The following is a 24778-nucleotide window of genomic DNA, read 5'->3' as shown; positions in this document are numbered from 1 at the left end:
ACCGGCCGGGCTTGAAGGCTTGGAGCGCGGCCGGGCTTGAGGAACACTCCACCGCAAGGGGCTTGCCTTCGTGTGCGCTCCAACTCCTAGCGTCCAGTGGCATGGAGACCACTGAGCACGGGACGACTCAGCACGCGACGACTGAGCACGCGACGACTGAGCACGGGCCTCAGGGAGATCTCACCAGCGGCGGCCGTACCCTCGCGCAGGGCGCCCTGGCCTGGCTGTGGGCGCGCAGCCCGCGCACCGTTCCCATCCCCGGGTTCCGCTCGGTCGACCAGGCCGAGGAGAACGCGGGCGCGATCGCCGAAGGGCCGCTCACCGCCGGGCAGTTGGCCGAGATCGACCGCCTCCTCGGACGGTGAGCGGCCCCAGGACCGCGCACGGGCAGCCGTAAGGCAACCGAGGGGTCAGTAACCCTGACCGCCGTACGACGGCTGCTGGGCGTACTGCTGGCCGGGCTGCTGGACGAACGGCTGGGCCGCGGCGGCACGGCGCGCGCCGCCCTGCTCGGTCAGCGTGATCTGCCCCGCCTTGATGGTCGCGAGGCGCGGCGCGCGGCGGGCGATGGACGAGTCGTGGGTGACCATGATGAAGGTCAGCCCGTACTCGTGCCACAGCCCTTCGAGCAGGCCCATGATGTCGTCGCGGGTGCCCTCGTCGAGGTTGCCGGTCGGCTCGTCGGCGAGCAGCACCTTCGGCTTCTTGACCAGCGCGCGGGCGATGGCCACGCGCTGCTGCTGACCACCGGACAGCTCCGTCGGGACATGGCCGAGCCGCTCGCCGAGGCCGACCGAGCGCAGTGCCTCGGCGGCCCGCTCGCGTCGCTCTGCGGCCTTCACACCGAGCGGTACGAGGGCGGTCTCGACGTTCTCCTGCGCGGTCAGTGTCGGGATGAGGTTGAAGGCCTGGAAGATGATGCCGATCTTCTCGGCGCGCAGCCGGGTCAGCTTGGCCTCGCTGATGGAGGCGAGGTCCACGCCGTCCAGTTCGACGCTGCCGGAGGTCGGGCGGTCAAGGCCGCCGATCATCTGGAGCAGCGTCGACTTGCCGCCGCCCGTGGGGCCCTGGATGACGAGCTGGTCGCCGTCCTCGATGGCGAGGTCGATGCCGCGCAGCGCCTCCACCGTCTCCTTGCCCCGTGTGTAGCGCTTGGTGACGCCGGTGAGCTTGTACATGAGGTTCTCCGAAGGTGCAGAAGAGGAAGGGGGTGGGGCGCCGCGACCCGGGGGGAACGGACGCGGCGCCCCGGCTCAGGGGATGGCCCGGGGGCCGGTCAGGAGACGCTGCGCAGCGCGTCCGCCGGGCGCATCCGGGAGGCGCGCCAGCCGCCCATCGCACCGGCGATCAGACCGCCCGCGATGGCCAGGCCCGCCGCGAGCGCGATGGTGGTCAGCGAGACCGGCGCGGACAGTGCGATCTCCATGGTGTTCTTGGCCGCCGAGGCCGCCTGCTGGCCGGGGCCGCCGCCACCGGGGCCGCCGCCCATGCCGCCACCGCCGCCCATGCCGCCGGTGGAGCCGAGCTCCGCCGTCAGCTTCGGGCTGATCGCGGTGACCGCGTACGCCGCGCCGAGGCCGAGGGCGATGCCGAGCGCTCCGCCGAGCAGACCGTTCACGATGGACTCGCCGACGACCTGGCGGGTGACCTTGCGCGACGGCCAGCCGAGCGCCTTGAGGGTGCCGAACTCACGGACGCGACGGGAGACGGCGGAGGAGGTGAGGAGCGCCGCCACCAGGAACGCGGCGACGAGGACCGCGATGGACAGCCACTTGCCGACGCTGGTCGCGAGGTTCGAGGCGGTCGACAGCGAGCCGGAGACGGTGTCCGCGAGGTCGGCGGAGGTGGTGACCGTCGTGCCCGAGATGTTCTTCTGGATCGTCTTCTTGACGGTGTCGATCTGCTGGGAGTCGGTCGCCTTGACGTAGATCGTGGTGACCTTGTTCTTCGAGTCGCCGAGCGTCTGCGCCTGCTTCAGCGGGAGGTAGACGTCGGTGGTCGAGTCGCTGCTGTCCGGCGTCGCGATACCGATGATCGTGTACTTGGTGCCGGAGATCGTGACGGTCTTGCCGACCGTCTTCTTGTTCTCCTTGGCGTACGACTTGCTGAGCACCGCGACCTTCGCGTTGGTCTGCGAGGCCGTGAAGGTCTTGCCCGTGGTGATCTTCGAGGTGGCCAGCGGGCCGAGGTCCTGGTTGGTGACGTCGACGCCCGCGACGGAGTACGAGTTCACGTCGAAGGAGGCGCCGCCGCCCTGCACCTGGGGCTGGCCCGTGCTGGTGCCGCCGCCGGGACCGCCCTGGCCGCCGCCCTGCTGCTGGGTGGAGGACTGCGCCTTGCCCTGCGTGAAGGAGCCGTCGACCTTGGTGACGTTCAGGCTCAGCGCGCCCACCGCGCTCGCCACGCCCTTCTGCGCGGCGACCTCGGTGACGAGCGAGGACTTCAGGGACTGACCGCCCTGCGTCATCACGCGGTCGGAGCTCTGCGTCTTCTTGCTGTCGTTGGACTTGGCGTCGAAGTTGAACTTCGGTCTGCCCGAGGAGTTGCCCGAAGGCGCCGTCTGGGCCTTCGTGACCGTCATGTCGGTGCCGAGCCCGTACAGCGACTTCAGGACCTTGTCCTGTGCCTGCTGCATGCCGGCCGACACCGAGTTGACGGTGATGACCAGCGCGATACCGAGCGCCAGACCCATGGCGATCACCAGCGCCGCCTTCTTGCGCCGGCTCAGCTCACGCTTGAGATAGATGCCAAACATCCCGTTCCTCAAAGGTTCTTGGCGCCCGCTGTGGGCGCGGCCACAAGCTATGGAGGAACCTTTGAGCCGGGCTGAGTAAGGGATGTGTGAGAGCTGAGAAAGTGGCGCCCGGAATCAATATTGCGTAAGACAGCCGATTCCTAGGCTCTCTAGGGCGTACTGCCAGGAAACGCCTGTTGAGTGGCCTCTCGGTGAAGACAGCGGGCTCGCCCGGTACGCATCTCCCGGTGGGACGGTGGACGGTCGTACGGGGCGGGCCCGCGCCTTTTTTGCCGCGCCTTTGTGAGTCCTTTATTACCCCGCTGCGCCACGCCGCGGAAGCGCTTTGTACGGTCCCGGGATGCGTGTTTCTTCTCGGGTTTCCCGTCGTGCCGCTCTCGGCCTCGCCGCTGCCGTCCCGCTGGCCGCGGCCACCTCCACGGCCGCCCCCTCCGCGTACGCCGCCACGACGATCGGCGGTGAACGGCTCGGCCGCACCGGCGTTCAGGTGGGTGGTGCCCCGGGGCCGCCCAAGAGGCTCACCGCCCGCGCCTGGGTCGTCGCGGACCACGACAGCGGCAAGGTGCTCGCCGCGTACAACGCGCACCGGCGCCTGCCGCCCGCGTCCACCCTGAAGATGCTGTTCGCGGACACCGTGCTGAAGAAGTTCGAGCGGACCGAGAAGCACAAGGTGACCGACGCCGACCTCGCCGGGATACCCGCGGGCTCCAGTCTCGTCGGCGTCAAGCCCGGCATCACCTACACCGTCGAGCAGTTGTGGCAGGGCGTCTTCCTGCGCTCGGGCAACGACGCGGTGCACGTGCTCAGCCACATGAACGGCGGCGTCGCCGCGACCGTCGCCGAGATGCAGGCCAAGGCCGCCGACCTGCAGGCCCTGGACACGCACGTGGTCAGCCCCGACGGCTTCGACCACAAGGGGCAGCTGTCGTCCGCCTACGACCTGACGCTCTTCGCCCGGCACGGCCTCGCCGACGCCGACTTCCGCGCCTACTGCGCGACGAAGACCGCCGACTTCCCGGCCGGCGGCAAGAAGACCTTCCAGATCCAGAACACCGACCGGCTGCTCACGGGTGCGTGGGGCCTGGAGACGTACGACGGCCTGATCGGTGTGAAGAACGGCTACACCAGCAACGCCGGCAACACCTTCACCGGCGCGGCGATCCGCGACGGGCGGACTCTCCTCGTCACGGTGATGCACCCGAAGAGCGGCGGCAGCGGCGTCTACGAGGAGACGGCGCAGCTCCTCGACTGGGGCTTCAAGCATGCGGCGAACGCCGAACCGGTCGGCACGCTGGTCGATCCGCTCAGTGAGGGCGGTGCGAGCGCCAAACCCAGCCGGAAGGCGGTGGAGGCGGCGGCGGGCGCTCAGGCCGGCGCGTCGGGGGACGGCTCGTCGTGGGGACCGCTCGGCGGGGCCGCGGGAGCCGTCGCGCTGCTCGCGGGCGGGGCGTTCGCGCTGCGCAACCGCCGGCGCAGGGCGGCCGACGATGCCGCGGACGGCCGTCACCGGCGCTGAACCTCGCGGCGCCGCACACGTATGGGGGCAGCCGTTCCGCGGTCCGGTGCATACCTCGCGGTCCCGCGCGAGGTCCCCCCACCCGGTCGGCGGAACGGCTGCCACCTCCCCCCTCGGTGTGGACCGGTGGCCAGACCGAAGTCTTGTGCTCCAAGTGTGAAGCTCTCGTGGAGGCGATGTTGAGCATAAGCCCACTACCGGCCTATATGGGCCGGAGGTTCAGCTTCCGTTTGTGTAAGTTGAGGAGTTGACGGGTCGTTGACGAACCGTTGATGAGTGGTTGATCGACCGTTCACGACGCGGGCGCGATCGGCTCAGCCGCGCCCCACGTACGGCATCGTCGTCGCCAGTACCGTCGCGAACTGCACATTCGCCTCCAGGGGCAGCTCCGCCATGTGCCGGACCGTGCGCGCGACATCGGCCACGTCCATCACCGGCTCGACCGCCAGTTCGCCGTTCGGCTGGAGCGTTCCGGTCCGCATCCGCTCGGTCATGTCGGTGGCCGCGTTGCCGATGTCGATCTGACCGCAGGCGATCCGGTACGGGCGCCCGTCCAGGGACAGCGACTTGGTCAGGCCCGTCAGTGCGTGCTTCGTCGCCGTGTACGCGATCGACTGCGGGCGGGGCGTGTGCGCCGAGATGGAACCGTTGTTGATGATCCGGCCGCCCTGCGGGTCCTGCTCCTTCATCTGCCGGTACGCCGCCTGCGCGCACAGGAAGGCGCCGTTGAGGTTGGTGTCCACGACGTGCCGCCAGGCGTCGTACGGCAGCTCTTCGAGCGGGACACCGCCCGGGCCGAACGTGCCCGCGTTGTTGAAGAGCAGGTCGAGCCGCCCGAAGCGGTCGCGCACGGCGGCGAAGAGGGTGGCCACGTCGTCGGGCCGCGAGACATCGGTGCGCACGGCGATCGAGGGCCCCTCGGGGGCGAGGGCCGCGGTCTCCTCCAGGGTCTCGGTCCGGCGTCCGGCCAGCGCCACCGACCAGCCGGTGCGCAGCAGTTCCACCGCTACCGCGCGGCCGATGCCGGAGCCCGCTCCCGTCACCACGGCGATCTTCGTCTGCGGGACGTTCATGGCATTCATGGCATTCATGGGGCCGCAGCGTACGGGAGAGTCCGCGCTGCGGAAGGGAGGGTCCGCAGGGTGGAAGGAGGTGCGGGGGAGCGGGCTGGGAGGGGCCGCGGAACTCAGCCCGTGCCGGCCTCGCTCGGATAGCGGACGCCGATGCGGTCCCGTATCGCGTCGAGGGTGCGCATCACGGCGAGGGTGCCGTCGAGCGGGATCAGCGAGGACTCGGTCTCACCGGCGCGCAGGGCGCGCATCGCCTCGGCGGCCTCGTGCTTGAGGCTGGTGCGCGGGCCGTCCGCCTGGTCGGCCGTGAACTCCTGCGGGTCGCGCCCGTCGCGGTGCAGCACAAGGCGGTCCGGGAAGAAGAAGCCGTCCGGGATGTCGATGCGGCCCTCGGAGCCGGTGATGGAGGCGGAGACGGGGGTGCCGCCGTTGATGGAGCAGTGCACCGAGGCGAGAGCGCCGCTCTCCCAGGTGAGCAGTGCTCCCGTCTGCAGATCGACTCCCTCGTCCGAGAGCACCGCCCTCGCCACCACGTCCGAGGGCTCCCCGAGCAGCAGCTGCGCGAACGACACCGGGTAGACACCGAGATCGAGCAGCGCGCCGCCGCCCTGCGCGGGGTCGCGCAGCCGGTGCGAGGGAGGGAAGGGACCGGCCAGCCCGAAATCGGCCTGTACGGTGCGGACTTCACCGATCACACCGTCGTCGACGAGCGTCTTGAGCTGCCGGACCAGTGGATTGCAGTACATCCACATGGCCTCCATCAGGAAGCGGTCGTGCCTCTTCGCGAGGTCGACCAGTTCCTGGGCCTCGCGCGTGTTCAGCGTGAACGCCTTCTCGCACAGCACATGGCGCCCGGCCTCCAGGCACATCCCGGCGGCGACCCGGTGCGCAGCGTGCGGAGTGGCGACGTACACGATGTCGACGTCCGGGTCCTCGGCGAGCGACGCCCAGTCCCCGTACGCCTTCGGTATCCCGAACCGCTCCGCGAACGCCTTGGCCGAGGCGTCCGTCCGCGAGGCCACCGCCACGACCTCGGCGTCCGGCATGTCCACCAGGTCCGCCGTGAACGCCGCGGCGATCCCCCCGGTCGCCAGAATCCCCCACCGCACGCGCTCGCCCGTCATCCCCGCCCCTTCGCCCGCTGATCCCGAAATTCTGTGACCCGAACACTCCGTTCGAACTGAGAGCATAGGTGGCGGATTACTCGGAGAGGGAGGGGCACATGCCCGAGCGTGGCCGCACCGCGCGGGGAGAGCGGTTCGAGCGGAAGGAAGCCGGCCCGGAGGGGCACATAGCGCACACCGCGCTCGCCGACGTGTCGCCGGCGGCGCGCAAGGCGTCGGACACCGGCGCCCTCCGCCGCACCGGACTCCTCGTCACCCTGATCCTCGGCGGCCTCACCGCCACGCCCCCGCTGGCGATGGACATGTACCTCCCGTCGCTGCCGGAGGTCACCAAGTCGTTGCACGCCCCGGCCGCGACCGTGCAGCTCACGCTCACCGCGTGCCTCGCGGGCATGGCACTCGGGCAGCTCGTCGTCGGCCCGATGAGCGACCGATGGGGCCGCAAGCGCCCCCTCCTCGCCGGCCTCGTCGTCTACATCGTGGCCACCGTGCTGTGCGCCCTCGCCCCCAACGTCGAACTCCTCGTCGCCTTCCGGCTCGCGCAGGGTCTCGCGGGCGCGGCCGGGATCGTGATCGCCCGGGCCGTCGTACGCGATCTGTACGACGGCGTGGCGATGGCCCGTTTCTTCTCCACCCTCATGCTGATCTCCGGTGTCGCCCCGATCGTCGCGCCGCTCATCGGCGGGCAGATCCTGCGCGTCACCGACTGGCGGGGCGTGTTCGTGGTCCTCACGGCGGTCGGCATCGCGCTGACGGCGATCGTCTGGTTCCGCCTGCCCGAGACCCTCGCACCCGCCGAACGGCACAGCGGTGGTGTCGGCGAGGCGCTGCGCGCCATGCGCGGACTGCTGGCCGACCGGGTCTTCGCCGGGTACATGCTCGCGGGCGGCTTCGCCTTCGCCGCGCTGTTCGCGTACATCTCGGCGTCGCCGTTCGTCGTGCAGGAGATCTACGGCGCCTCCCCGCAGACGTTCAGCCTGCTCTTCGGCCTCAACTCCGTCGGCCTGGTGATCGTCGGCCAGATCAACGGCAAGGTCCTGGTCGGCCGGGTCAGCCTCGACAAGGCGCTCGCCGTCGGCCTCGCACTGATCACGCTCGCGGCGACCGCGCTGCTGCTGATGTCCACGGGCGCCTTCGGCGAGGTGGGGCTGGCTCCGGTGGCCGCCGCCCTGTTCGTGCTCATGTCCTCGATGGGCCTGGCCATGCCCAACACACAGGCGCTCGCCCTCATGCGCGTCCGGCACGCCGCCGGCTCCGCGTCCGCCCTCCTCGGCACCTCCTCCTTCCTCATCGGCGCGATCGCCTCGCCGCTCGTCGGCATCGCCGGGGAGCACACCGCTGTCCCGATGGCCGTCGTCCAACTGGCCGCAGTACTGGTGGCCATCGCCTGCTTCGTGGGACTCTGCCGCCCCTGGCAGACGGGACGCACACCGGACGGAAAGGCGGCGGAGAGCTGAGCGCACCGAAACTGCGCATCGACACACCGGAGCGGGCCGGGCTCGACCCCCAAGAACTGCGCCACCTCGTACAGGAGGTCCGCTCCCTCACGCGCGGACCGGACCCCTGGGCGGCGGGCGTCGTGGTGATCGCGGGGCGCGGCCCGGTCGTCGCCGTCGAGGAGGCGGCGGGGTGGGCGGTGCGCTACGCGGCGTACGACGAGGAGACGGACACGGGGGTCGAGCTGCCGCCCGGGTCACGGGTGCCCATGACCGTCCACACACCTTGCGACCTGGCCTCCCTCACCAAGCTGTTCACCGCGGTCGCCGCGGTGCAGCAGCTGGAGCGCGGCACCCTCGGCATCGACGCGCGGGTGGGCGCGTATCTCCCGGAGTTCCGCGCGGCCGCCGCGTACGACATCACCGTACGGCAGCTGCTCACCCACACCTCCGGGCTGCGCCCCGAACTCCCGCTGTACGACTGCCCGGACGACGCCGCGCGGCTGGCACTGCTCCGCGCGGAGGCACCCTCGTCCGAACCGGGCGAGTACCTCTACTCGGACCTGAACCTGCTTCTCCTCCAGTACGTCCTGGAACGCGTCACCGGGCGCACGCTCGACGTCATCGTCCGGGACTGCATCACGCGGCCGCTCGGCATGACGGCCACCGGCTTCGGACCGTGCCCGGGCGCGGCGGCCACGGAGGATCAGCGGCGGCCGTGGGCCAAGGCCGACCGGGGGATGCTGCGGGGTGTGGTGCACGACGAGAACGCGTGGGCGCTCGGTGGGGTGGCGGGCCATGCGGGCCTCTTCTCCACGGCCCACGACCTGGCGATCTTCTGCCGCACCCTGCTGGCCGGCGGCTCCTACGGCCCCGCCCGCATCCTCGGCCCCGACTTCGTCGAACTGATGCTGACCCCGCCCGGCCTCGGCTTCGCCCTCGACCAGCCCTGGTTCATGGGCGCCCTCGCGGGGCGCGGCGCGGCGGGCCACACGGGCTTCACGGGGACGTCGCTGGTGCTCGACCCTGCGACGGACACGTTCCTGGTGCTGCTGGCCAACACGGTGCATCCGCGGCGCCGCCCGGCCGACAACGCGCCGCGCGCGGCGGCGGGGACGCGCTTGCGGCGGGCGGTACGGGGGGCTTGAGGCGGGCGCTACGGGGGGCTTGGGGAACCGACGGAATGGTGTCGCCCGTGCTCCGGAGTCGCCCTGGTACCGGGGAATGGCGCCTCCGCGGCCGCCGGTACCAATGAACGAATCGCTCGTTCGAGCTTTTCCGCGGGTCCGTCGTGCGGCGGTACCCGCCTACGGGTACCGCATAGACAGGCTGAATCTGGCTGCCCGCGCACGAGGAGGCGTCCCATGTCTGTGCGACAGTTCGACGACCGGACGGTGACTGCGCTCGTTGCCGATGCGGTCCTCGCTCCCTCGATGCACAACGCCCAGCCCTGGTCGTTTCACTACATGACGGCTGATGGTGTCCTGCACCTGCGCGCGGATCTGGAGCGGGCCATGCCTCGTACGGATCCCGACCACCGGGCGCTGCACATCGGCTGTGGCGCGGCCTTGTTCAACCTGCGCGTGGGCGCCGCACACCTCGGACTCGTCCCCGAGGCCCGGCTGGTTCCGGATGCCGACGACCCTCAGCTGCTGGCCGCCGTCCGCCTCTGGCCGGGCGGCGCCGACGCGGCTCCGGATGCCGAGCTGTCGAGGCTGTACCCGGCCATCCGGCGGCGCCACACCAGCCGTTATCCGTTCGCCGAGCTGGAAATTCCCCAGCCGGTGCGGGAGACCCTGCAAGAGGCGGCCGAACGCGAGGGGGCTGAGCTGGCCTTCGCCCACCCGTGGCACGCGGATTTCCTGCTGGAACTGGTGTACGACGCCGAATGTCGGGACGTTCTGGACCCGGCTGCCCGGGAGGAGCTGGAGCGCTGGACCCGGCTCGGCGCGGACGCGGACACGGCCGTGGACGGCGTGCCGGAGTACGCTTTCGGACCGCGCAAGTCCGGCGGCAAGGCGCCCTGGCGGGACTTCGCCGGCCGCAGGCCGACGACCGACCGAGGGGCCACCGCCTTCGAGTACGTCCCTCAGCTGGCGCTGCTGAGCACCCGCGGGGACGAGCCGGCCGACTGGCTTCGGGCGGGACAGGCCCTGGAGCGGGTACTGCTCGGCGCGACCCTGGCCGACCTGGCCACCTCCTTGACCTCTCACGCCCTGGAAAGCCGTGACCTGCGCAGCCTCACGCAGGACCCGGTTTCCGGCACGGGGCAGGTGCAGATGGTGCTCCGCCTGGGATACGGCCCTCAGGGCCCTGCCACACCGCGCCGCCCTGTGCGTGACGTCCTCACCGTCACATGAGCTGCGGATTGGGACAGCGATCCTTCAACGCACGATCAGTGTCCCTTTCATGTTCGAGTGGTAGGTGCACACAAAGCGGTAACTGCCGCTCTTGGAGGGGGCCGTGAAGGTTCCGGACTTTCCGCCGTCGATGTTCCCGGTGTCGAATGCCTTGCCTTCCGTCGCCGTCACGGTGTGTGCGACAGCGTCCTTGTTGACCACGGTGACCTTCTGGCTCGGCTTGACAGTGATGGTGGCCGGATCGAAGGCGAAGTTCTTCATCGTGATCTGTGCTGCGGGAGAGGGGGCGCTGGAGGCCGTGGACGTTACTGAGGAGGCGTTGCCGTTTCCGCCGGAGCAGGCGGTCACCGGCAGCAGGGCCGCGGCTGCCGCGAGCACCAGGCAGGTGGCGCGTCGGCGGTGAAGAGAAGAGGACATGGCAGCAGGTTCCTTTGCCACGGAATCAGGCGGCGCGCCAAGGGGCTCCCCGGTGTCGAGATCGGCCGGTTGGGGGGCAGGGACGGCGCGAGGGGCCAACGCAGCGGTAGTGCGCTTCTCGGGCCGGTCCCGCGGCCGGAGCACACCTGGTGCGCTGCGTCGTTGTGCACGGTCATTCCTCCTTCGGTGGGCGGGCTGCGGAGGTGTGAACTGCGGTCGTACGACGCCCGGGCGGGCGCAGCCTCAGGTGCCGGGGCAGTCGAGGGGGCCCCGTGAGCACGGTCAGGATGCGGGCCGCCTGGACGGCTGAGGCGGCCAGGACCAGTGCACTGACGAGGACGAGAACTCCGGTGCCGGGCCCGGGCGCCGAGCGCAGTCCCTGGTAGAGCGCGCCCATGGCGAGTACGGCGACGACGGTCAGGGACCAGAACCAGCGCTGTGCGCGGCGGACGTCGAGACCGTCCGGGCGACGGGGAGGGCTGGAGGCGTTCATCAGTGCCCCTTCGGGTTGTTCACCCACACCTCGACCGTGACAGCGATGAGGCCCAGCAGCAACACTGCGGCAGCCGCCATGGCGCCCTTGCGCTCGCGCCACAGCCGATGCGGACTCCGGTCGAGGAACGGCACCAGGAAGATCAGCCCGAAGACAGCCACGATCACGTAGGCGATCGACGCGACGCCGAACCACTCCTCCATGGGGAAGAACCACCAGAACATCCAGAGCGGCCGGGTGATCTCGATGCCCTCCACGGGGGTCGGTCCGAGCACCGGCGGCACCAGCACCGCCAGCAGCGTCAGGACGCCCAAGAGGACCAGACCAAAGGCGCCCACCCGCTTCAGGTGTGCGGTGAACGGCTCGGCCACCTCCTCCTTCGGATCCGGGATGGCAGGGTGTGGTGAGATCTTGTGCCGTTTGACGAGCAGCGCGTGCCACACGAACAGCAGGAGGATCAGACCGGGGACGATGACGGCGTGCGCGACGTACAGGCGCAGCACGATCGGCACCCGGTCGGTGAGCTCGGGCGTGAACCAGACTCCGAGGCCGCCCAGGAGTTTGGCGACTTCCACGTTGTGCGCCAGTGCCTCGTAGCCTTCCTGATCCCACTTGATGACGGTGCCGGTGAACACGGCGAGGAAGGTGAGCAGGAACATGGCGCTGCCGATGATCCAGTTGCCCTCGCGCGGTTTCTTGTACGAGGCGTGGAAGAACACCCGCAGCAGGTGGAGCAGGGCGAAGACGAACATCGCCTGCGCGGCCCAGTAATGCAGGCCGCGAGCGAAGCCGCCCAGCCAGACTCTCGTGACGAGATCGCGGACGGACTGGTTGGCGACCTCGGGTGCGGGCGAGTAGAACTGCGCCATGTAGATGCCGGTGACCAGCAGCGTCACGAAGGAGACGACGGTCAGACCGCCCAGACTCCAGGTGAGGTTGTTGGCGTGCTCGGGCACCGGATAGGCCAGGGCCTTGATGCCCATGCGTTCGTCGACGGCGTCGACGGCACGTCGGAGCCGGCCGGGGCGGTGCACCTGGGGAGTGGTGTCAGGGCTGACGCCGTCGGCCGGCTCAGGCCGGTGCGTGGTCATGACGCCTCCCGGTGCCCGCGGTCGCGGTGCTCGAGCCGGCGGATGGTGTGGGGCGGGCGCAGGCGGTGCGAGAGCCACAGGCCGCCGCCGAGGGCCGCGGCTCCGAGGCCCACGAGCACGGCGTCCCCACCGTCGGAGATACCGCGGGGCAGGCGCAACTCGTCAAGCACGACAGTCGTGCCGGTCTCCTCAGCAGTCGCGGGACGCCCCGCTTGGGGAGCGGAGGGCAGCTTGCCTCCGAGCGAGGCCAGCAACAGCACCTTCACCTGGCGGCTGGTGGCCTCGCTGTAACCCGGGCGCTCGACCAGTGCCTGCGCCTCGCGCACCTTGGCCAGGGTGACGCCCTCTTTGTGCGGGGCCATCAGGGCATCCTCGATGCGTTCGGCGACCTGGTCTTCGGCGGCCCCATTGGCGATCAGTGCGACCGCCTGCTCGGTGAGCACCGCCGACTGGTCGCTCTCCTCCCCGTGTGCCCAGGCGGACCCGGGGGCGGCGACGGGGATCAGGAGGGCAGCCATGAGGGCGGCTGTCGAAGCTCCCACTTCGGGCCATCTCCTGAGGGCCGGGGTTCTGCGCATGGCGGCCCCCTGATGCGCTAATGCTTGGTGAGATCGGCGCCGTGGGAACGCAGTACGCGCAGGCGCCGCTGGTACTCCTCCTCGTCGATCTCCCCGCGGGCGAACCGCTCGGCGAGCAACTGCTCCGGGGAGGTCTGCGCCGACGGCGTCCAGGTCCCGGCGGAGACGGAGCCGGCTGTGTCGGACCGGGTGAACGCGCGGTACAGGAGCACAGAGACGGTGATGATCAGTCCCCAGAACACGATCATTCCGAGGGAGGCTCCGAACCAGCCCCAGCCGCTCATTCCGTGGTCGTACCAGAACATCATGACGACCCCTTCCCGAATCGAAGGACTGGGCTCGGGGATCTGGCCTGCGGCCGGCCGCTCACCGAGTGCCTGCTGCCAGACTCCACCTGCCCATGAGGTTCATGGCAGGGGCCGGGTGGCCCATCCGACAGGAGGGTGGGCCCCTGCTTCGGGGAGGCAGCCGTGACAGACAGTGATGCAGCGTGATGAACCCGGCTCTGCCCCTGTTCGGAGGCCGTCCGATTGCGGATTGGGCGGCCTGCTGGGTGACGGCCGTCGCGGATGAGGATGCGGTCGGCGTGGCACGGCGCACGACCGCCCGGGCGGGGCGGCGAGAGCCTCCCTGCCCGGGCGGTGAGCGGTGATGCGGCTCAGAGCCGGTCGAGGATGCTCTGCAGCTGCTTGACCTCTGCGGACTGGCTCGTGACGATGCCGCCGGCCATCTTCGTGGCGTCGGCGTTCTTGCCCTTCTTCTGCTCGTCCTTGGCCATGGTGATCGCGCCCTCGTGGTGCTGGATCATCATCTGCGCGAACATCTTGTCGAACTCGGTGCCCTTCATGGACTTGAGTTCCTTCATGTCCTTGTCCGACATCATGCCGTCGTTGCCCATGTTCATTCCGGGCATGTCACCCGTGGCAGTCGGCTTGCCCCAGGACTGCAGCCAGCCCGTCATCGTGTTGATCTCGGGGTCCTGGGCCTTCTTGATCTTCGCTGCGATGTCCTTGAGGTCCGGGTCGGAAGCGCGGCCGTCTGCCAGCTCGGCCATCTCCACCGCCTGCTTGTGATGCGGGATCATCATCTGCGAGAAGGTGACGTCGGCGTCGTTGTAGTCCGCGGCGGGAGCGGTGTTGCCGGCCTGGGCGGTCGCTGCTGCCGAGCTGGAGCCGCTGCCGTGGTCCATGCCGCTCATGCCGTCGTCCTTGTTGTCGCCGCAGGCGGAGAGCAGCAGCGCTCCCGCCGCGACGATGCCGGCCGCCGCTGTACGGCGGGCGGACGTCCGGCGCAGAGTGCGCGTGAAGGCGGTCATGCGTGATCTCACCTCGTGGTTCGGTTTTCGGTCTGTTCTGGGCACGTCGGGCGGGCGGACTCGCGCAGGGCGAATCCGCGAGGCGCGGCGGCCTACAGACGAAGAACCGACAGCTGAGTGAGATCAGGAGTGCGGGGCGGAGGGTTGGGGCGCACCACCACAGGTCCGCGGAGGAGCGAGGCCGCCGTCCAGTAGGCGCGGCGGGCCAGCGCGGAGCGCACCAGCGCGGTGAGCACCCAGGCGCTGAGCAGCACAGCCACGCACAGCGACAGGACGTCCATCGGCATGAGGGGCGTGTGCGGTGTCGTCGCCTGTCCGGGCTTGTCCCAAGAGACCCACTCGATGAAGGCGGAGGCCTCGGCATGGAGGTCTGCGCCCGCCTGGGGAGCCGTGTCCAGCGCCATGGGCGACGTGTGCGACGACGAGCTGGTTGCCGATGCCGGAGAGCAGCAGTCCGAATGGCCCAGCGTGTGCATGAGGAAGACACCGAGCGCGAGCACGACGACGAGCAGCAGGTGCCCGAAGGCACCTTCTGTCCGTTCGTGTCGGCTCGTGGTCACCATGGGACCTCCGCCCAGGAATCGCTGTCCTTCGACTGTACGGAAGCGGCATCGACCGTGTTCAAGACGGTGGCCGCGGACTGTCATCGCCCTGAGAACCGGCGGGGCCCCGGCCGGTGACCGGGCGCCTCTGATCGGATGTTGCCGCACGGGCTACCCGAGGCGACGCAGTCGCAGGCTGTTGGTGACGACGAAGACCGAGGAGAAGGCCATCGCGGCGCGGAGAGGGAATGCGCGTGGTGTCGGGGCCTGAGCCCCAAAGGACCGGTCAGGCCTTGCCGACGAGGTCGTAACCGGCCTCGTCGACGGCGGACCGGACGGCCTCCTCGCCGAGCGGCGCAGCGGAGGTGACAGTGACCTCGCCGGTCTTGGCGACGGCCGTGACCGCAGTGACGCCGTCCAGGTCGGATATCTCCCGGGAGACGGCACTCTCGCAGTGCCCGCAGGTCATCCCGGACACCTTGTAGACGGTCGTGACGCCGACCTCCTGGATCTGGACGTCGGACGCCGTGCCCGTCCCGCAGGAGCCGCAGCAGGAGCCGGAGTTCGTCTGATCGGTCATGGCTGTCATGGCTTCTTCCTTGGTCTGGAATGCGTGGGTCGATCGGCGGCAGGGAGATGATCCGGCCCTCTCGCCGACACCGAGACTATACCCCCTAGGGGTACCCGCACGTCGGCGTCCAGCTCGACCGCGGCCGGTACGCCCCGTGTTCTCGCCCCCTGCGCCCCTGCCCGTCCCGTACCAGCCTTTCGGCGGCGGGCGGGTGAGGGCTGGTCGCGCAGTTCCCCGCGCCCCTTCGGGGGCGCAGCCACCGGGTACGGGACGGGTAGGGGCGGGGCGGAGGGGGCGAAGAAACCGCCGCCCGAACACCACCCATTCGCCTCCCGCCCGGAGGGCACCTCGCGTCGCACCATGGGCATCAACTGCATCAACTGCCCCCGCGGTTGCGTAAGGAGCCCTCCTTGCACCCTCCCCGCCGCGCCACACTCCGGCGCTATCTCATGTGCCCACCCGCACACTTCGAGGTCACGTACGCCATCAACCCCTGGATGAACCCCGCCAAGCCGGTCGACGTGCCGCTCGCGGTCGCCCAGTGGGAGGGCCTGCGCGACCGCTACCGCTCGCTCGGTCACACGGTCGAGGTGCTCACCCCCCGCCCCGGCCTGCCGGACATGGTCTTCGCGGCGAACGGCGCGACCGTCGTGGACGGCCGGGTGCTCGGCGCCCGGTTCGCCTACCGCGAGCGCGAGCCGGAGGCGGCGGCGCATCTGGAGTGGTTCCGCGCGCACGGCTTCGCGCACGTGCGCGAGCCGCTCCACGTCAACGAGGGAGAGGGCGACTTCGCGGTCACCGCGTCGTACGTGCTCGCGGGGCGCGGCTTTCGCGCGAGCCCTCTCTCGCACGGCGAGGCCCAGGAGTTCTTCGGCCGCCCGGTGATCGGGCTGGATCTCGTCGACCCCCGCTACTACCACCTGGACACGGCCCTCGCCGTCCTGGACGACACGGCGGACGAGGTCATGTACTACCCGCCCGCGTTCTCCCCCGGCAGCCGCGAGGTGCTGCGCAGGCTGTTCCCCGGCGCCCTGGTCGCCACCGACGAGGACGCCGCAGTGTTCGGCCTCAACGCGGTCTCGGACGGCCTGCACGTGCTGCTTCCGCAGGCCGCGACCGATCTGTTCGACCCCTTGCGGGAACGCGGCTTCGACCCCGTCGGCATCGACCTGAGCGAACTCCTCAAGGGCGGCGGCAGCGTGAAGTGCTGCACCCAGGAACTGCGGATCTAGGGGGCTTCTGATGGATCTCCGCGGCGTCGCGACGCCCGGCACGCTCCCCCACTGCCTTAAGGGCGTGGGAGGTGCCCCCACTCGCCGCACCGGACAAAAGCCCTAGTAGCTCCTCCCCCACGCTCGGCTTCGCTCGCGCGGGGGGACCCCCATCGAGGGCTTCCGCCCGGCACGCCGAGAGCACGCACCGAACGCCGCTCCTTCTTCCACGGAGATCCATCAGAAACCCCCTAGTCCTCCGCGGCCGGCGGCCAGGCGTCGCCCCACTCCGCGTCACGGGCCGCCCGGTACAGCGGTCCGTGGCGCTTGGTGACGGTCTCCCGGCGCAGCGACGGCTCGGTCTCGCAGAGATCCAGGAGCACTTGGCCCTTGCGGATCTGCGGCTTGCGTACGACGCGGGAGGAGGCCGGGGCCGGCGTGAAGCGGGTGGCGGCGACGTAGCTGAACTTCTCGTCCTCGTACGGCAGGGAGCCCCCCTTGACCTGGCGGTGCAGGGAGGAACGGGCCACCCGTGCGGAGAAGTGACACCAGTCCTCGCCGCGGACGATGGGGCAGGTCGCGCTGTGCGGGCAGGGGGCGGCGACGTGGAACCCCGCGCGGATCAGGCGGTCGCGGGCCTCGATCACGCGGATGTAGCCGTCGGGGGTGCCCGGCTCGATGATCACGACGGCCTGGGCGGCGGCCGCGGCGGCGTCCACGACACAGGCGCGGTCGGCGTCGGTGAGCTCGCCCAGGACGTAGGACACGGTGACGAGATCAGTGCTCTCGATGGTGAGCGCCGATCCGATACGAGAGCGGTGCCACTCGGCGTTCTTCAACTCCGGGTTCGCCGCGGCGATTTCCCGGCCCAGCGCGAGCGCGGGCTCCGCCCAGTCCAGCACCGTCACCGGGCGGGCGCCCTCCCAGGTCGCGTTCACCGCCCACGTCGCCGCGCCCGTGCCGCCTCCGACGTCCACGTGGCCGGCCGGGGCCCATCCCGGTACCGCGTCCGCGAACGCGTCCAGGGCCGCGCGCACCGCCTCGAACGTGGCGGGCATGCGGTAGGCGGCGTACGCGACCACGTCCGAGCGGTCGCGGAGGATCGGGGCGTGCGTCGGGGTGGCGCCCCGGTAGTTGGCGATCAGCCGCTCGACCGCCTGCGCGGCGGCCTTCGGCGGCAACCCGTCGAGCAGCCCGGCGAGGGCGGTGCGCAGGGTGTCGGCGGGCGTCAGGGGGGCGTTCACCCGGTGATTCTACGGTTGGCCGGGGCGGGGCTCGGAGCGCTGGTTCCGCCCTCCGCCCGACGGGACGAGGGGCAGGGGCGGCGGGGGCGGCGGGGGCGAAGAAGCCCTCGCCCCGCTCCCGTCTCCTACCCCCGCCGGAAGCGAGACGTACCGTATCGTCACCCTGATAAGTTCCCCCCATGGCCGAAAAGCCCAAGCCCAAGCCCACCCCCGACTCCACCCGCCGCAGCGAGAAGTCACGTCGCGCGATCTACGAGGCGGCCCTCGCCCTCGTCGGCGAGGTCGGCTACCCCAAGACCACGATCGAGGGCATCGCGGCCCGTGCCGGAGTCGGCAAGCAGACGATCTACCGCTGGTGGTCGTCGAAGGCGGACGTGCTCCTCGACGCCTTCATGGACCTCGGTGAGCAGGCCGCGCGGGCGGCGGGGCAGGAGACCTACGAGATTCCGGACACGGGCGATCTGGCCGCCGACCTGAAACTGGTCCTCCGAGCCACCGTGGACGAACTGGAGGACCCCAGGTTCGAGATCCCCGCGCGCGCCCTGGCAGCCGAGGGCGTGGTCAACGAGCCGCTCGGCGTCGTGTTCATCACCAAGCTCCTCGAACCCCAGCTCCAGCTGTACGTGAAGCGGTTGCGCTCGGCGCAGGGCAAGGGGGACGTACGCCGGGACGTCGACCCCCGTATCGCCCTGGAACTGTTCGTCTCCCCGCTGGCCCAGCGCTGGCTCCAGCGCACCGGCCCGATCTCCTACGCGTACACCGACACGCTCGTCGACTACGCGCTCTACGGCCTCGCCCCGCGCTGAGTGCTCGAGCGTGCCGCCAGCCGGCCCGGTGCGTCCGTGACGATCCCCTCGCATCCCAGGGCGAGCGCCCGGTCGCGCTGGGCGTCAGTGAGCACCGTGTGCGCCCACACGAGCGGGACGCCGGATTTCACGGCCCGTACCAGATCGGCGTCACGCGCCTTGTAGTCGACGTCGAGGACGTCGACGAACGACGCCCATCGCTCGGGGCGGTCGGTGCGCATCTGGGCCGCCGAGCGCCACAGCTGGCTGAGCAGGCCCAGACGGTGGACGCGCCGGGCCACTTCCGGGTCGTTGGAGTTCACGAACGCCGAGCGGGTCAGACCGCGGGCGCGGATCATCGCGGCGAGTGTGCCCACGCTCTTCGGGTCCTTCGCCTCCATCGTCAGCACGATCCGTCCGCCGAAGCGGTCCAGTACCTCGGCGGCGGTCGGCGGCCGCTCCGGGTGCCGGCCGGCGGGGAGCGTGTTCTTGGGACGCAGCCGCACGCCCCGCCACTGCCGCAGGTTCAGGTTCCGCACCGCTCCGTGCGTGTAGGTCGTGCGGTCCAGGGTCGCGTCGTGCATGACCACGACGGTCCCGTCGCGCAGCACGCGGGTGTCGAAGTCGAGCACCTGTGCCGTACCGCGCTGGTACGCGGCCGTCAGGCCCGACATGCTGTTCTCCACGACTTCCCGGGCGCCGCCGCGATGGGCGACGTACGTGATGCGGGGGAGCGCGTCCACCGTCAGCGGCCCCGTGCCCCACTCCAGTGGAGACGGCGGGCCGCCGGGCCCGGTGAAGGCGAATGAGGTGAGACCGGCGAGACCCAGGAGCGCAGTCCGTGTGAGCATGGCGACCACGGTAGGGGGACAAATCCCGTCAAACTGTGGAATGACACCCGATCCGAGCCGGAGAGAAGCATCTCCCCACCCACCCCGGATGTGGGCTCTGGCAACCCGGGGCGCAGGATGGTGGGACCATAGAGCTTGTTGATGGCTTGCGGACGGCCTTTTAAGGCCTGTTGTCGGCAGAGACGTTGAAGGCCTGTTGTCGGCACGAACGGCTAGGCGAGGGGATAGATGAGCGCAGAGTTCGGCCGCCGCTCCGGCGCGCAGAGCAGGATCTCCCAGTGGCTTCGCGGACGCCGGCCGAAGGGTCCTGTGGAGAACGCGGACGGCGGGCGCGAGGCCCTGCTGCTCGCCGCTGCCGCCGCGGGGCTGCCACTCGCGCAGGCCGCGTACCCCGTCGGCTACCGGTGCTCCTGTGACCGCGTCGGCTGCCCCACTCCCGCGCGCCACCCCATCTCCTTCGCCTGGCAGACGCAGTCCACGACCGACCGTGCGCAGATCGAGCGGTGGGCCCGGCATCAGCCGAAGGCCAACTTCATCACCGCGACCGGCATGGTGCACGACGTTCTCGACGTGCCGCTGGACGCGGGGCGCGAGGCCCTGGAGCGGCTGCTCGCCTCCGGCGTCGAGGTCGGGCCCGTCGCGGAGTCCGGCGGCGACCGGATGCTCTTCTTCACGGCCACGCGGGGTACGCCCGAGGACGAGGACGAGTGGTGGCCCTGCGAGCTGGACTGCCATCCCGAGACGATGGACGAGCATCCAGGATTGCGATGGCACTGCCGTGGGTCGTACGTCCTCGTCCCGCCGGCGCGGCTGCCGGGTGACCTGACGGTCGAGTGGGTACGGGGGCCCGAGCATCCTCTGCCGGACCCGCTCACCCTCCTGGAGACCCTGACCGACGCGTGCGCCCGCTACGCGGGAGACAACGAGTCGGAGCAGCTGGCCGCCTGGCCCCACCGGGGCTGAACCCCCGGTGGGCTATTCGCCCTTCGCCCCCGTCAACCCCTCGATCCGCCCGAGGATCGCCACGCCCTTGTCGGACGCGTTCTTCGGTGGGTCGAGCGCCGCCTGGTTGGAGATGAACTCCAGCGTCAGGGACTGCTTGATCTCACCCGTCGTCAGGGCCTGGACGTCGGCGGTGGGGGTGGGGATCGCGGTGCCTGCGGCGGCGGTCTGCTTCTCGTAGCGGTGGGTGGTGAAGAAGACCAGCGCCCCGCCGTCGGTGGTGCGCAGGCCCACCGGGGCGTAGCCGCCCGAGACCAGCGGCTCGTCGATGTACTGCCGGGCGAGGCCGGGCTTGCTGGCGAACTTCTTGCGCTGGGCCCGCCACCGCGAGGTGTGCGTCCCCGCGGCGAAGCCGTCGCCACCGGCCTTCAGATACGTCGCGTACGACCGGCTCAGCTTCTCCGGCTCGATCGCCAGAGCCGCGTCGTCCGCCGTGACCGGCTCGGCCCAGCCGGCGTCGTCCTTCTTGAACGTCGGTACGTCGTCGGCGGCGAGGACGGTCAGATACGAGACCTGCCACACGTCGTTCGCCCCGGAGCGGGTGAAGACGAGCAGCCAACGGCTGGTCGGCAGGCCCTTGTTGGCCGCGGTGTCGGCCACGAACCAGCGCGGCCAGCCCGCCTTCTCGGGTATCACGAACTTGGCGTCGCTGAACTTCAGCGGCGAATGCGTCGGATTGCCGCCCGGGTTGTTCTTGTGCCCGGCTTTGAGCTTGGCGCCGTCGATGTCGGCGAGCGGCCCGGCGACCCGGTCCGCGTCCAGCGAACTGTCGTACTCCTTGTCCGCCTTGTTGTACGCGGTGGTGAAGTCCTTGAGCGCGCGGGCGGCCTCGGCCCGGGTCGCCGCCGGTACGACCTCCCGCTCGCCGTGCACCACCACACAACCGCTCGCCGTCAAGGACAGAACGGTCACCGTCCCCGTCGCCAGGGCGAATTGGTTCAGACGGTTCGGACTACGAAGCCTTCGAGGGCTGCGACCCGCGCGATCCCTGCTCATCAGGTGCCTTCACCTTCCCCTTCCCGGAGGCGAACCCTACCGGGGCGAGGAAGATCGCGAGTGTCGGGACCAGGTACAGCGCCCACACCGTGACCTGGAGGACGGTCGGGTCCGGCTGGAAGTTGAAGACGCCCTTGAGAAGGGTGCCGTACCAGCTGGTCGGGTCGATCGTGCCGCTGATGTCGAAGGCCAGGCTCGTCAGGCCCGGGATGAAGTCGGCCTCCTGGAGGTCGTGGACGCCGTACGCGAGTACACCCGCGGCGACGACGACCAGCATGCCGCCGGTCCAGGTGAAGAACTTGGCGAGGTTGATCTTCAGTGCGCCCCGGTAGAAGAGCCAGCCGAGGAGGACCGCGGTGGCCAGGCCCAGGGCAACGCCGATCAGCGGGCGCGGCGTGCCGTCGCTGGCCGCGTGCACCGACGCCCACACGAACAGCGCCGTCTCCAGACCCTCCCGGCCGACCGCCAGGAACGCGGTCGCCACCAGCGCGCCCGTGCCCATCGCCAGCGCCGCGTCCAGCTTGCCGTGGAGCTCCTTCTTCAGATGCCGGGCCGTACGCCGCATCCAGAAGACCATCCACGTGACCAGTCCCACGGCGAGGATCGACAGCGAGCCGCCGAGCGCCTCCTGCGCCTGGAACGTCATCTCCTGAGAGCCGAATTCGAGCGCGCAGCCGAAGCCGAGCGCCAGCGCGACCGCCACGCCGATGCCGATCCAGATCGGCTTCAGGGCGTCCCGGCGGTCGGTCTTCACCAGGTAGGCGATCAGGATGCAGACGACGAGGCTGGCTTCCAGACCCTCGCGCAGGCCGATCAGATAGTTGCCGAACACGGGCTACGCCTCCTTGGAGAACAGCGCGCGGCCCCACCAGTCGTCCTTGTCGCGGACGCCGGGCGGGACGGCGAAGACCGCCGAACTCACGTGCTGGATGTACTCGTTGAGGGCGTCGAGGCGCGACAGGTTGCGCTGCACCGGGATGAACCCCTTGCGGACGTCACGCTGGTACGCCAGGAAGAACAGGCCCGCCTCCAGCCGGCCGAGGCCGTCCGTGCCGTCGGTGAAGGAGTAGCCACGGCGCAGGATCGTCGCCCCGTCGTTGGAGTCGGGGTGCGCGAGCCGCACATGCGCGTCGGGCTTCATCGCCTTCAGGAACGGCTTGTCGCGTTCCTTGGCCTTGCCGACCGGGGCGCCCTCGCCCTTGTCGCGGCCGAAGACGTCCTCCTGCTCCTGGAGCGAAGTCCGGTCCCAGGTCTCGATGTTCATGCGGATACGCCGGGCCACGAGGTACGAGCCACCGGCCATCCAGTCGGGACCGTCGCCCTCGCCGACCCACACGAACTTCTTCAGCCGGTCCGTCTCGGTGCCCGCGATGTTGCGGGTGCCGTCCTTGAAGCCCATCAGGTTGCGCGGGGTCTGCGCGTCCGGCGTCGTCGACGACGTCTTGCCGAAGCCCAGCTGCGACCAGCGGATGGCGACCTTGCCGAAACCGATGCGGGCGAGGTTGCGGATCGCGTGCACCGCGACCTGCGGGTCGTCCGCGCACGCCTGGATGCACAGGTCGCCGTTGCTGCGCGCCTGCTCCAGGTTGTCGCCCGGGAACTTCGGCAGGTCGACGAGCGCCTCGGGACGCTGGTCCTTCAGCCCGAACTTGTCGAACAGCGAGGGCCCGAACCCGATCGTCAGCGTCAGCCGCGACGGCTTGAGGCCCAGCGCCTCACCGGTGTCGTCCGGCGGCGCCTCGGCCAGACCGCCGTACGCGCCCTCGCCGACCGTGTGCCCGGCGGTGATCCGCCGGGCGGCCTCGGTCCAGTCCTTGAGCAACTGGACGAACTCGGCGCGGTCGTCCGTCTTCACGTCGAACGCGGCGAAGTGCAGCCGGTCCTGCACGGCCGTCGCGATGCCCGCCTGGTGCGTGCCGTGGAAGGCGACCGCGGCGCCCGTCTCGGCGGCGGTCGGGTCGACGTCGTTGCCGGTGCGGGCCATCGCCACCGCGCCGCCGGCTGCGGCGGCGCCGAGCGCGAGACCCGCGCCGCCCCAGCCGATCAGCGAACGCCGGGTGGGGGCACGACCGTCGGCGGCCTCAGAGGTGGCTTCCGTGGCTTCAGTGGTGTCCGTCATGGCTGCAGCTCCTACTTCACGACGGCGGCGGCGAGCTTGGACAGGGGCTCGGCGAGCGCGTTGACCGCGTCCGAGAGCTCCTTGCGGTCGGCGTCGCCGACCTTGTCGTACGAGGTGAAGTCGTACGAGGTCTTGTCCGTGCGGTACTTGTCGAGCAGCGTGTTCAACGCGGTGAACTGCTTGTCGAGCTCCGTCGTCAGCGCCGCGTCGTTCTCCTTGGCGACCGGCTTCAGCAGCTCGTACGCCTCCTGCGCGCCCTCGACGTTGCCCTTGAAGTCGCTCAGATCGGTGTGCGAGTAGCGGTCCTCCTCGCCGGTGACCTTGCCGGTGGCGACCTCGTCGAGCAGCTCCTTGGCACCGTTGGCCATGGAGGTCGGGGTGATCTCGGCCTTGCCGACCCGCTCCTTCCAGTCGGTGAGGTCCTTCACCAGCTGGTCGGCGAGCTCCTTCTCGCGGTCGCCGATCTTCTTGTCCTGCCAGAGGGACTTCTCCAGCCGGTGCCAGCCGGTCCAGTCCTTGGCCGGATCCTGGCCGTCCTCCAGGCCGTCCTCGCGCACATCGACCTTCGGGTCGATGTCACCGAAGGACTCCGCGACGGGCTCGGTGCGCTCCCAGCCCAGGCGCGAGGTGGCGAACTCCTTCTTCGCGGCCTCGATGTCGCCGGCCTTGATCGCCTTGGCGAACGCCTCGGCCTTCGGCAGCGTCTCGTCGGCCTGGGTCTGCGCGTACTCGCGGTAGGCGGCGACGGCCTTGTCGAGGCGCGGGTCGCGCTTGGCGACCTTGCCGCCGGTGACCGTGAGCTTCTGGCGGACGCCGTGGCCCTTCATGCCCGGTCGGCAGGCGATCTCGTACGAGCCGGCCTTGACCTCCGCGGTCAGCGTGTACTTGGTGCCCGGACCGATGTTCTCCTTCTCGGAGACGATCCGGTCGTCCGGGAAGACGATCTCGACCTCGGTGGCCTTCGAACCCTTGTTCTCGATCTTCAGGGTGACCTGGCCGGCCGGGACCGACTTGGCGGAGGTGTCGCACGTGGAGTCGGCGGCGGTCACCTGGATCGCGTCGCCGCCCTTGGCGTCGCTCTTCTCGGTGCAGCCCGTGACGGCGGCCAGAGCGGCCGCGGTGGCGGCGGCGGTGACAACTGAGAGTCGGACGGCTCGCATTCAGGCTCCAAGAGAAGAATCGGGCGTTCCGCACGGCAGGGCCCGTGCTGGAGTGGTGAGGCTGGCCTAACTTATCTGAGGCTTGCCTCACTAGTACCCACCGGTCCGGTGATTCAGCTCTCACAGACGGTGTACAGGAACG

General features: G+C 70.3%; 25 protein-coding genes and 1 pseudogene. 8 read left to right on the top strand and 18 right to left on the bottom strand.

Going from position 1 to position 24778, the window contains the following annotated elements; genetic code table 11:
- Positions 1 to 179 precede the first annotated feature (179 nt).
- Positions 180 to 365 (top strand): annotated as a pseudogene (locus IEY95_RS37100) (aldo/keto reductase); the annotation flags it as partial.
- A 45-nt stretch (positions 366 to 410) separates the two neighbouring features.
- Here the strand turns inward: IEY95_RS37100 and IEY95_RS37095 are convergent.
- A complete protein-coding gene (locus IEY95_RS37095; protein ID WP_189190594.1) occupies positions 411 to 1178 on the bottom strand; it encodes an ABC transporter ATP-binding protein in 768 nt (255 codons plus the stop codon).
- Between the two features lie 98 nt (positions 1179 to 1276).
- Positions 1277 to 2755: an ABC transporter permease gene (locus tag IEY95_RS37090; protein ID WP_189190593.1), complete on the bottom strand. Its 1479-nt coding sequence runs from the start codon at positions 2753 to 2755 to the stop codon at positions 1277 to 1279.
- Between the two features lie 340 nt (positions 2756 to 3095).
- On the opposite strand from IEY95_RS37090, the gene IEY95_RS37085 reads away from it, so the two are divergent.
- Positions 3096 to 4271, top strand: a complete 1176-nt coding sequence (locus IEY95_RS37085) for a D-alanyl-D-alanine carboxypeptidase family protein (RefSeq protein WP_189190592.1) — start codon at positions 3096 to 3098, stop codon at positions 4269 to 4271.
- Between the two features lie 314 nt (positions 4272 to 4585).
- Here the strand turns inward: IEY95_RS37085 and IEY95_RS37080 are convergent, their stop codons facing one another.
- Both IEY95_RS37080 and IEY95_RS37075 read right to left on the bottom strand, forming a co-directional pair.
- Positions 4586 to 5362, bottom strand: a complete 777-nt coding sequence (locus tag IEY95_RS37080) for an SDR family oxidoreductase (RefSeq protein ID WP_373294624.1) — start codon at positions 5360 to 5362, stop codon at positions 4586 to 4588.
- A gap of 95 nt (positions 5363 to 5457) precedes the next feature.
- Entirely contained in the window at positions 5458 to 6465 is a 1008-nt protein-coding gene (locus IEY95_RS37075) for a Gfo/Idh/MocA family protein (RefSeq protein ID WP_189190591.1), read from the bottom strand.
- 98 nt (positions 6466 to 6563) lie between these two features.
- Between IEY95_RS37075 and IEY95_RS37070 the strand changes: the two genes are divergently transcribed.
- The 3 genes from IEY95_RS37070 (at position 6564) to IEY95_RS37060 (ending at position 10261) form a co-directional block, all read left to right on the top strand.
- A complete protein-coding gene (locus IEY95_RS37070; protein ID WP_189190590.1) occupies positions 6564 to 7922 on the top strand; it encodes a multidrug effflux MFS transporter in 1359 nt (452 codons plus the stop codon).
- Complete coding sequence (locus IEY95_RS37065; protein WP_189190625.1) at positions 7853 to 9049, top strand: serine hydrolase domain-containing protein; 1197 nt, start codon at positions 7853 to 7855, stop codon at positions 9047 to 9049. The genes IEY95_RS37070 and IEY95_RS37065 overlap by 70 nt, the downstream gene beginning before the upstream one ends.
- Positions 9050 to 9265: 216 nt before the next feature.
- Positions 9266 to 10261 (top strand): Acg family FMN-binding oxidoreductase, encoded by a 996-nt coding sequence (locus tag IEY95_RS37060; RefSeq protein WP_189190589.1) that lies wholly within the window; start codon positions 9266 to 9268, stop codon positions 10259 to 10261.
- A gap of 24 nt (positions 10262 to 10285) precedes the next feature.
- Here the strand turns inward: IEY95_RS37060 and IEY95_RS37055 are convergent, their stop codons facing one another.
- The 8 genes from IEY95_RS37055 to IEY95_RS37020 form a co-directional block, all read right to left on the bottom strand.
- On the bottom strand, positions 10286 to 10678 hold the full coding sequence (locus tag IEY95_RS37055; RefSeq protein WP_189190588.1) for a cupredoxin domain-containing protein: 393 nt from the start codon (positions 10676 to 10678) through the stop codon (positions 10286 to 10288).
- A 172-nt stretch (positions 10679 to 10850) separates the two neighbouring features.
- Entirely contained in the window at positions 10851 to 11171 is a 321-nt protein-coding gene (locus IEY95_RS37050; RefSeq protein ID WP_189190587.1) for a hypothetical protein, read from the bottom strand.
- Complete coding sequence (locus IEY95_RS37045; RefSeq protein WP_189190586.1) at positions 11171 to 12262, bottom strand: cytochrome b N-terminal domain-containing protein; 1092 nt, start codon at positions 12260 to 12262, stop codon at positions 11171 to 11173. The genes IEY95_RS37050 and IEY95_RS37045 overlap by 1 nt, the downstream gene beginning before the upstream one ends.
- A complete protein-coding gene (locus tag IEY95_RS37040; protein WP_189190585.1) occupies positions 12259 to 12780 on the bottom strand; it encodes a hypothetical protein in 522 nt (173 codons plus the stop codon). The genes IEY95_RS37045 and IEY95_RS37040 overlap by 4 nt, the downstream gene beginning before the upstream one ends.
- Before the next feature lie 77 nt (positions 12781 to 12857).
- Complete coding sequence (locus IEY95_RS37035; RefSeq protein WP_189190584.1) at positions 12858 to 13148, bottom strand: SHOCT domain-containing protein; 291 nt, start codon at positions 13146 to 13148, stop codon at positions 12858 to 12860.
- A gap of 350 nt (positions 13149 to 13498) precedes the next feature.
- Positions 13499 to 14155: a DUF305 domain-containing protein gene (locus IEY95_RS37030; RefSeq protein ID WP_189190583.1), complete on the bottom strand. Its 657-nt coding sequence runs from the start codon at positions 14153 to 14155 to the stop codon at positions 13499 to 13501.
- A gap of 92 nt (positions 14156 to 14247) precedes the next feature.
- On the bottom strand, positions 14248 to 14718 hold the full coding sequence (locus tag IEY95_RS37025; protein ID WP_189190582.1) for a DUF6153 family protein: 471 nt from the start codon (positions 14716 to 14718) through the stop codon (positions 14248 to 14250).
- Between the two features lie 265 nt (positions 14719 to 14983).
- Positions 14984 to 15286 (bottom strand): heavy-metal-associated domain-containing protein, encoded by a 303-nt coding sequence (locus IEY95_RS37020; protein ID WP_189190581.1) that lies wholly within the window; start codon positions 15284 to 15286, stop codon positions 14984 to 14986.
- Between the two features lie 392 nt (positions 15287 to 15678).
- Between IEY95_RS37020 and ddaH the strand changes: the two genes are divergently transcribed.
- Entirely contained in the window at positions 15679 to 16500 is an 822-nt protein-coding gene (gene ddaH, locus IEY95_RS37015; protein WP_373294623.1) for a dimethylargininase, read from the top strand.
- A 230-nt stretch (positions 16501 to 16730) separates the two neighbouring features.
- Here ddaH and IEY95_RS37010 read toward each other — a convergent pair whose 3' ends face one another.
- Entirely contained in the window at positions 16731 to 17723 is a 993-nt protein-coding gene (locus IEY95_RS37010; protein WP_189190580.1) for a small ribosomal subunit Rsm22 family protein, read from the bottom strand.
- Between the two features lie 179 nt (positions 17724 to 17902).
- Between IEY95_RS37010 and IEY95_RS37005 the strand changes: the two genes are divergently transcribed.
- Positions 17903 to 18529 (top strand): TetR/AcrR family transcriptional regulator, encoded by a 627-nt coding sequence (locus IEY95_RS37005; protein ID WP_189190579.1) that lies wholly within the window; start codon positions 17903 to 17905, stop codon positions 18527 to 18529.
- Here the strand turns inward: IEY95_RS37005 and IEY95_RS37000 are convergent.
- A complete protein-coding gene (locus tag IEY95_RS37000) occupies positions 18508 to 19359 on the bottom strand; it encodes a glycerophosphodiester phosphodiesterase (protein WP_189190578.1) in 852 nt (283 codons plus the stop codon). The genes IEY95_RS37005 and IEY95_RS37000 overlap by 22 nt on opposite strands.
- A gap of 228 nt (positions 19360 to 19587) precedes the next feature.
- On the opposite strand from IEY95_RS37000, the gene IEY95_RS36995 reads away from it, so the two are divergent.
- On the top strand, positions 19588 to 20322 hold the full coding sequence (locus tag IEY95_RS36995; protein ID WP_189190577.1) for a bifunctional DNA primase/polymerase: 735 nt from the start codon (positions 19588 to 19590) through the stop codon (positions 20320 to 20322).
- 12 nt (positions 20323 to 20334) lie between these two features.
- Here IEY95_RS36995 and IEY95_RS36990 read toward each other — a convergent pair whose 3' ends face one another.
- From IEY95_RS36990 to efeO, 4 genes are read right to left on the bottom strand one after another with little or no spacing between them, the layout of a single operon-like run.
- Positions 20335 to 21357, bottom strand: coding sequence for an SCO2278 family lipoprotein (locus IEY95_RS36990; RefSeq protein WP_189190576.1), 1023 nt, complete (start codon positions 21355 to 21357; stop codon positions 20335 to 20337).
- Positions 21314 to 22189, bottom strand: a complete 876-nt coding sequence (gene efeU / locus IEY95_RS36985; RefSeq protein WP_189190575.1) for an iron uptake transporter permease EfeU — start codon at positions 22187 to 22189, stop codon at positions 21314 to 21316. The genes IEY95_RS36990 and efeU overlap by 44 nt, the downstream gene beginning before the upstream one ends.
- Before the next feature lie 3 nt (positions 22190 to 22192).
- Positions 22193 to 23476, bottom strand: coding sequence for an iron uptake transporter deferrochelatase/peroxidase subunit (gene efeB, locus IEY95_RS36980; RefSeq protein WP_189190574.1), 1284 nt, complete (start codon positions 23474 to 23476; stop codon positions 22193 to 22195).
- 11 nt (positions 23477 to 23487) lie between these two features.
- Positions 23488 to 24636, bottom strand: a complete 1149-nt coding sequence (efeO, locus tag IEY95_RS36975) for an iron uptake system protein EfeO (protein ID WP_189190573.1) — start codon at positions 24634 to 24636, stop codon at positions 23488 to 23490.
- Between the last annotated feature and the right edge of the window lie 142 nt (positions 24637 to 24778).

It is taken from the genome of Streptomyces albiflavescens, from assembly GCF_014645835.1.
GTDB lineage: Bacteria > Actinomycetota > Actinomycetes > Streptomycetales > Streptomycetaceae > Streptomyces > Streptomyces albiflavescens.
Note: the sequence above shows the minus strand (reverse complement) of the source record. Positions and strands in the feature narration are given on the sequence as shown.

Bases quoted from the DNA above. Each gene is read 5' to 3' on its own strand.
- IEY95_RS37095 (WP_189190594.1), bottom strand. From the start codon at position 1,178: ATGTACAAGCTCACCGGCGTCACCAAGCGCTACACACGGGGCAAGGAG.
- IEY95_RS37090 (WP_189190593.1), bottom strand. From the start codon at position 2,755: ATGTTTGGCATCTATCTCAAGCGTGAGCTGAGCCGGCGCAAGAAGGCG.
- IEY95_RS37085 (WP_189190592.1), top strand. From the start codon at position 3,096: ATGCGTGTTTCTTCTCGGGTTTCCCGTCGTGCCGCTCTCGGCCTCGCC.
- IEY95_RS37080 (WP_373294624.1), bottom strand. From the start codon at position 5,362: ATGAATGCCATGAATGCCATGAACGTCCCGCAGACGAAGATCGCCGTG.
- IEY95_RS37075 (WP_189190591.1), bottom strand. From the start codon at position 6,465: ATGACGGGCGAGCGCGTGCGGTGGGGGATTCTGGCGACCGGGGGGATC.
- IEY95_RS37070 (WP_189190590.1), top strand. From the start codon at position 6,564: ATGCCCGAGCGTGGCCGCACCGCGCGGGGAGAGCGGTTCGAGCGGAAG.
- IEY95_RS37060 (WP_189190589.1), top strand. From the start codon at position 9,266: ATGTCTGTGCGACAGTTCGACGACCGGACGGTGACTGCGCTCGTTGCC.
- IEY95_RS37055 (WP_189190588.1), bottom strand. From the start codon at position 10,678: ATGTCCTCTTCTCTTCACCGCCGACGCGCCACCTGCCTGGTGCTCGCG.
- IEY95_RS37050 (WP_189190587.1), bottom strand. From the start codon at position 11,171: ATGAACGCCTCCAGCCCTCCCCGTCGCCCGGACGGTCTCGACGTCCGC.
- IEY95_RS37045 (WP_189190586.1), bottom strand. From the start codon at position 12,262: ATGACCACGCACCGGCCTGAGCCGGCCGACGGCGTCAGCCCTGACACC.
- IEY95_RS37040 (WP_189190585.1), bottom strand. From the start codon at position 12,780: ATGGCTGCCCTCCTGATCCCCGTCGCCGCCCCCGGGTCCGCCTGGGCA.
- IEY95_RS37035 (WP_189190584.1), bottom strand. From the start codon at position 13,148: ATGATGTTCTGGTACGACCACGGAATGAGCGGCTGGGGCTGGTTCGGA.
- IEY95_RS37030 (WP_189190583.1), bottom strand. From the start codon at position 14,155: ATGACCGCCTTCACGCGCACTCTGCGCCGGACGTCCGCCCGCCGTACA.
- IEY95_RS37025 (WP_189190582.1), bottom strand. From the start codon at position 14,718: ATGGTGACCACGAGCCGACACGAACGGACAGAAGGTGCCTTCGGGCAC.
- IEY95_RS37020 (WP_189190581.1), bottom strand. From the start codon at position 15,286: ATGACAGCCATGACCGATCAGACGAACTCCGGCTCCTGCTGCGGCTCC.
- IEY95_RS37005 (WP_189190579.1), top strand. From the start codon at position 17,903: ATGGCCGAAAAGCCCAAGCCCAAGCCCACCCCCGACTCCACCCGCCGC.
- IEY95_RS37000 (WP_189190578.1), bottom strand. From the start codon at position 19,359: ATGCTCACACGGACTGCGCTCCTGGGTCTCGCCGGTCTCACCTCATTC.
- IEY95_RS36995 (WP_189190577.1), top strand. From the start codon at position 19,588: ATGAGCGCAGAGTTCGGCCGCCGCTCCGGCGCGCAGAGCAGGATCTCC.
- IEY95_RS36990 (WP_189190576.1), bottom strand. From the start codon at position 21,357: ATGAGCAGGGATCGCGCGGGTCGCAGCCCTCGAAGGCTTCGTAGTCCG.
- efeB (WP_189190574.1), bottom strand. From the start codon at position 23,476: ATGACGGACACCACTGAAGCCACGGAAGCCACCTCTGAGGCCGCCGAC.
- efeO (WP_189190573.1), bottom strand. From the start codon at position 24,636: ATGCGAGCCGTCCGACTCTCAGTTGTCACCGCCGCCGCCACCGCGGCC.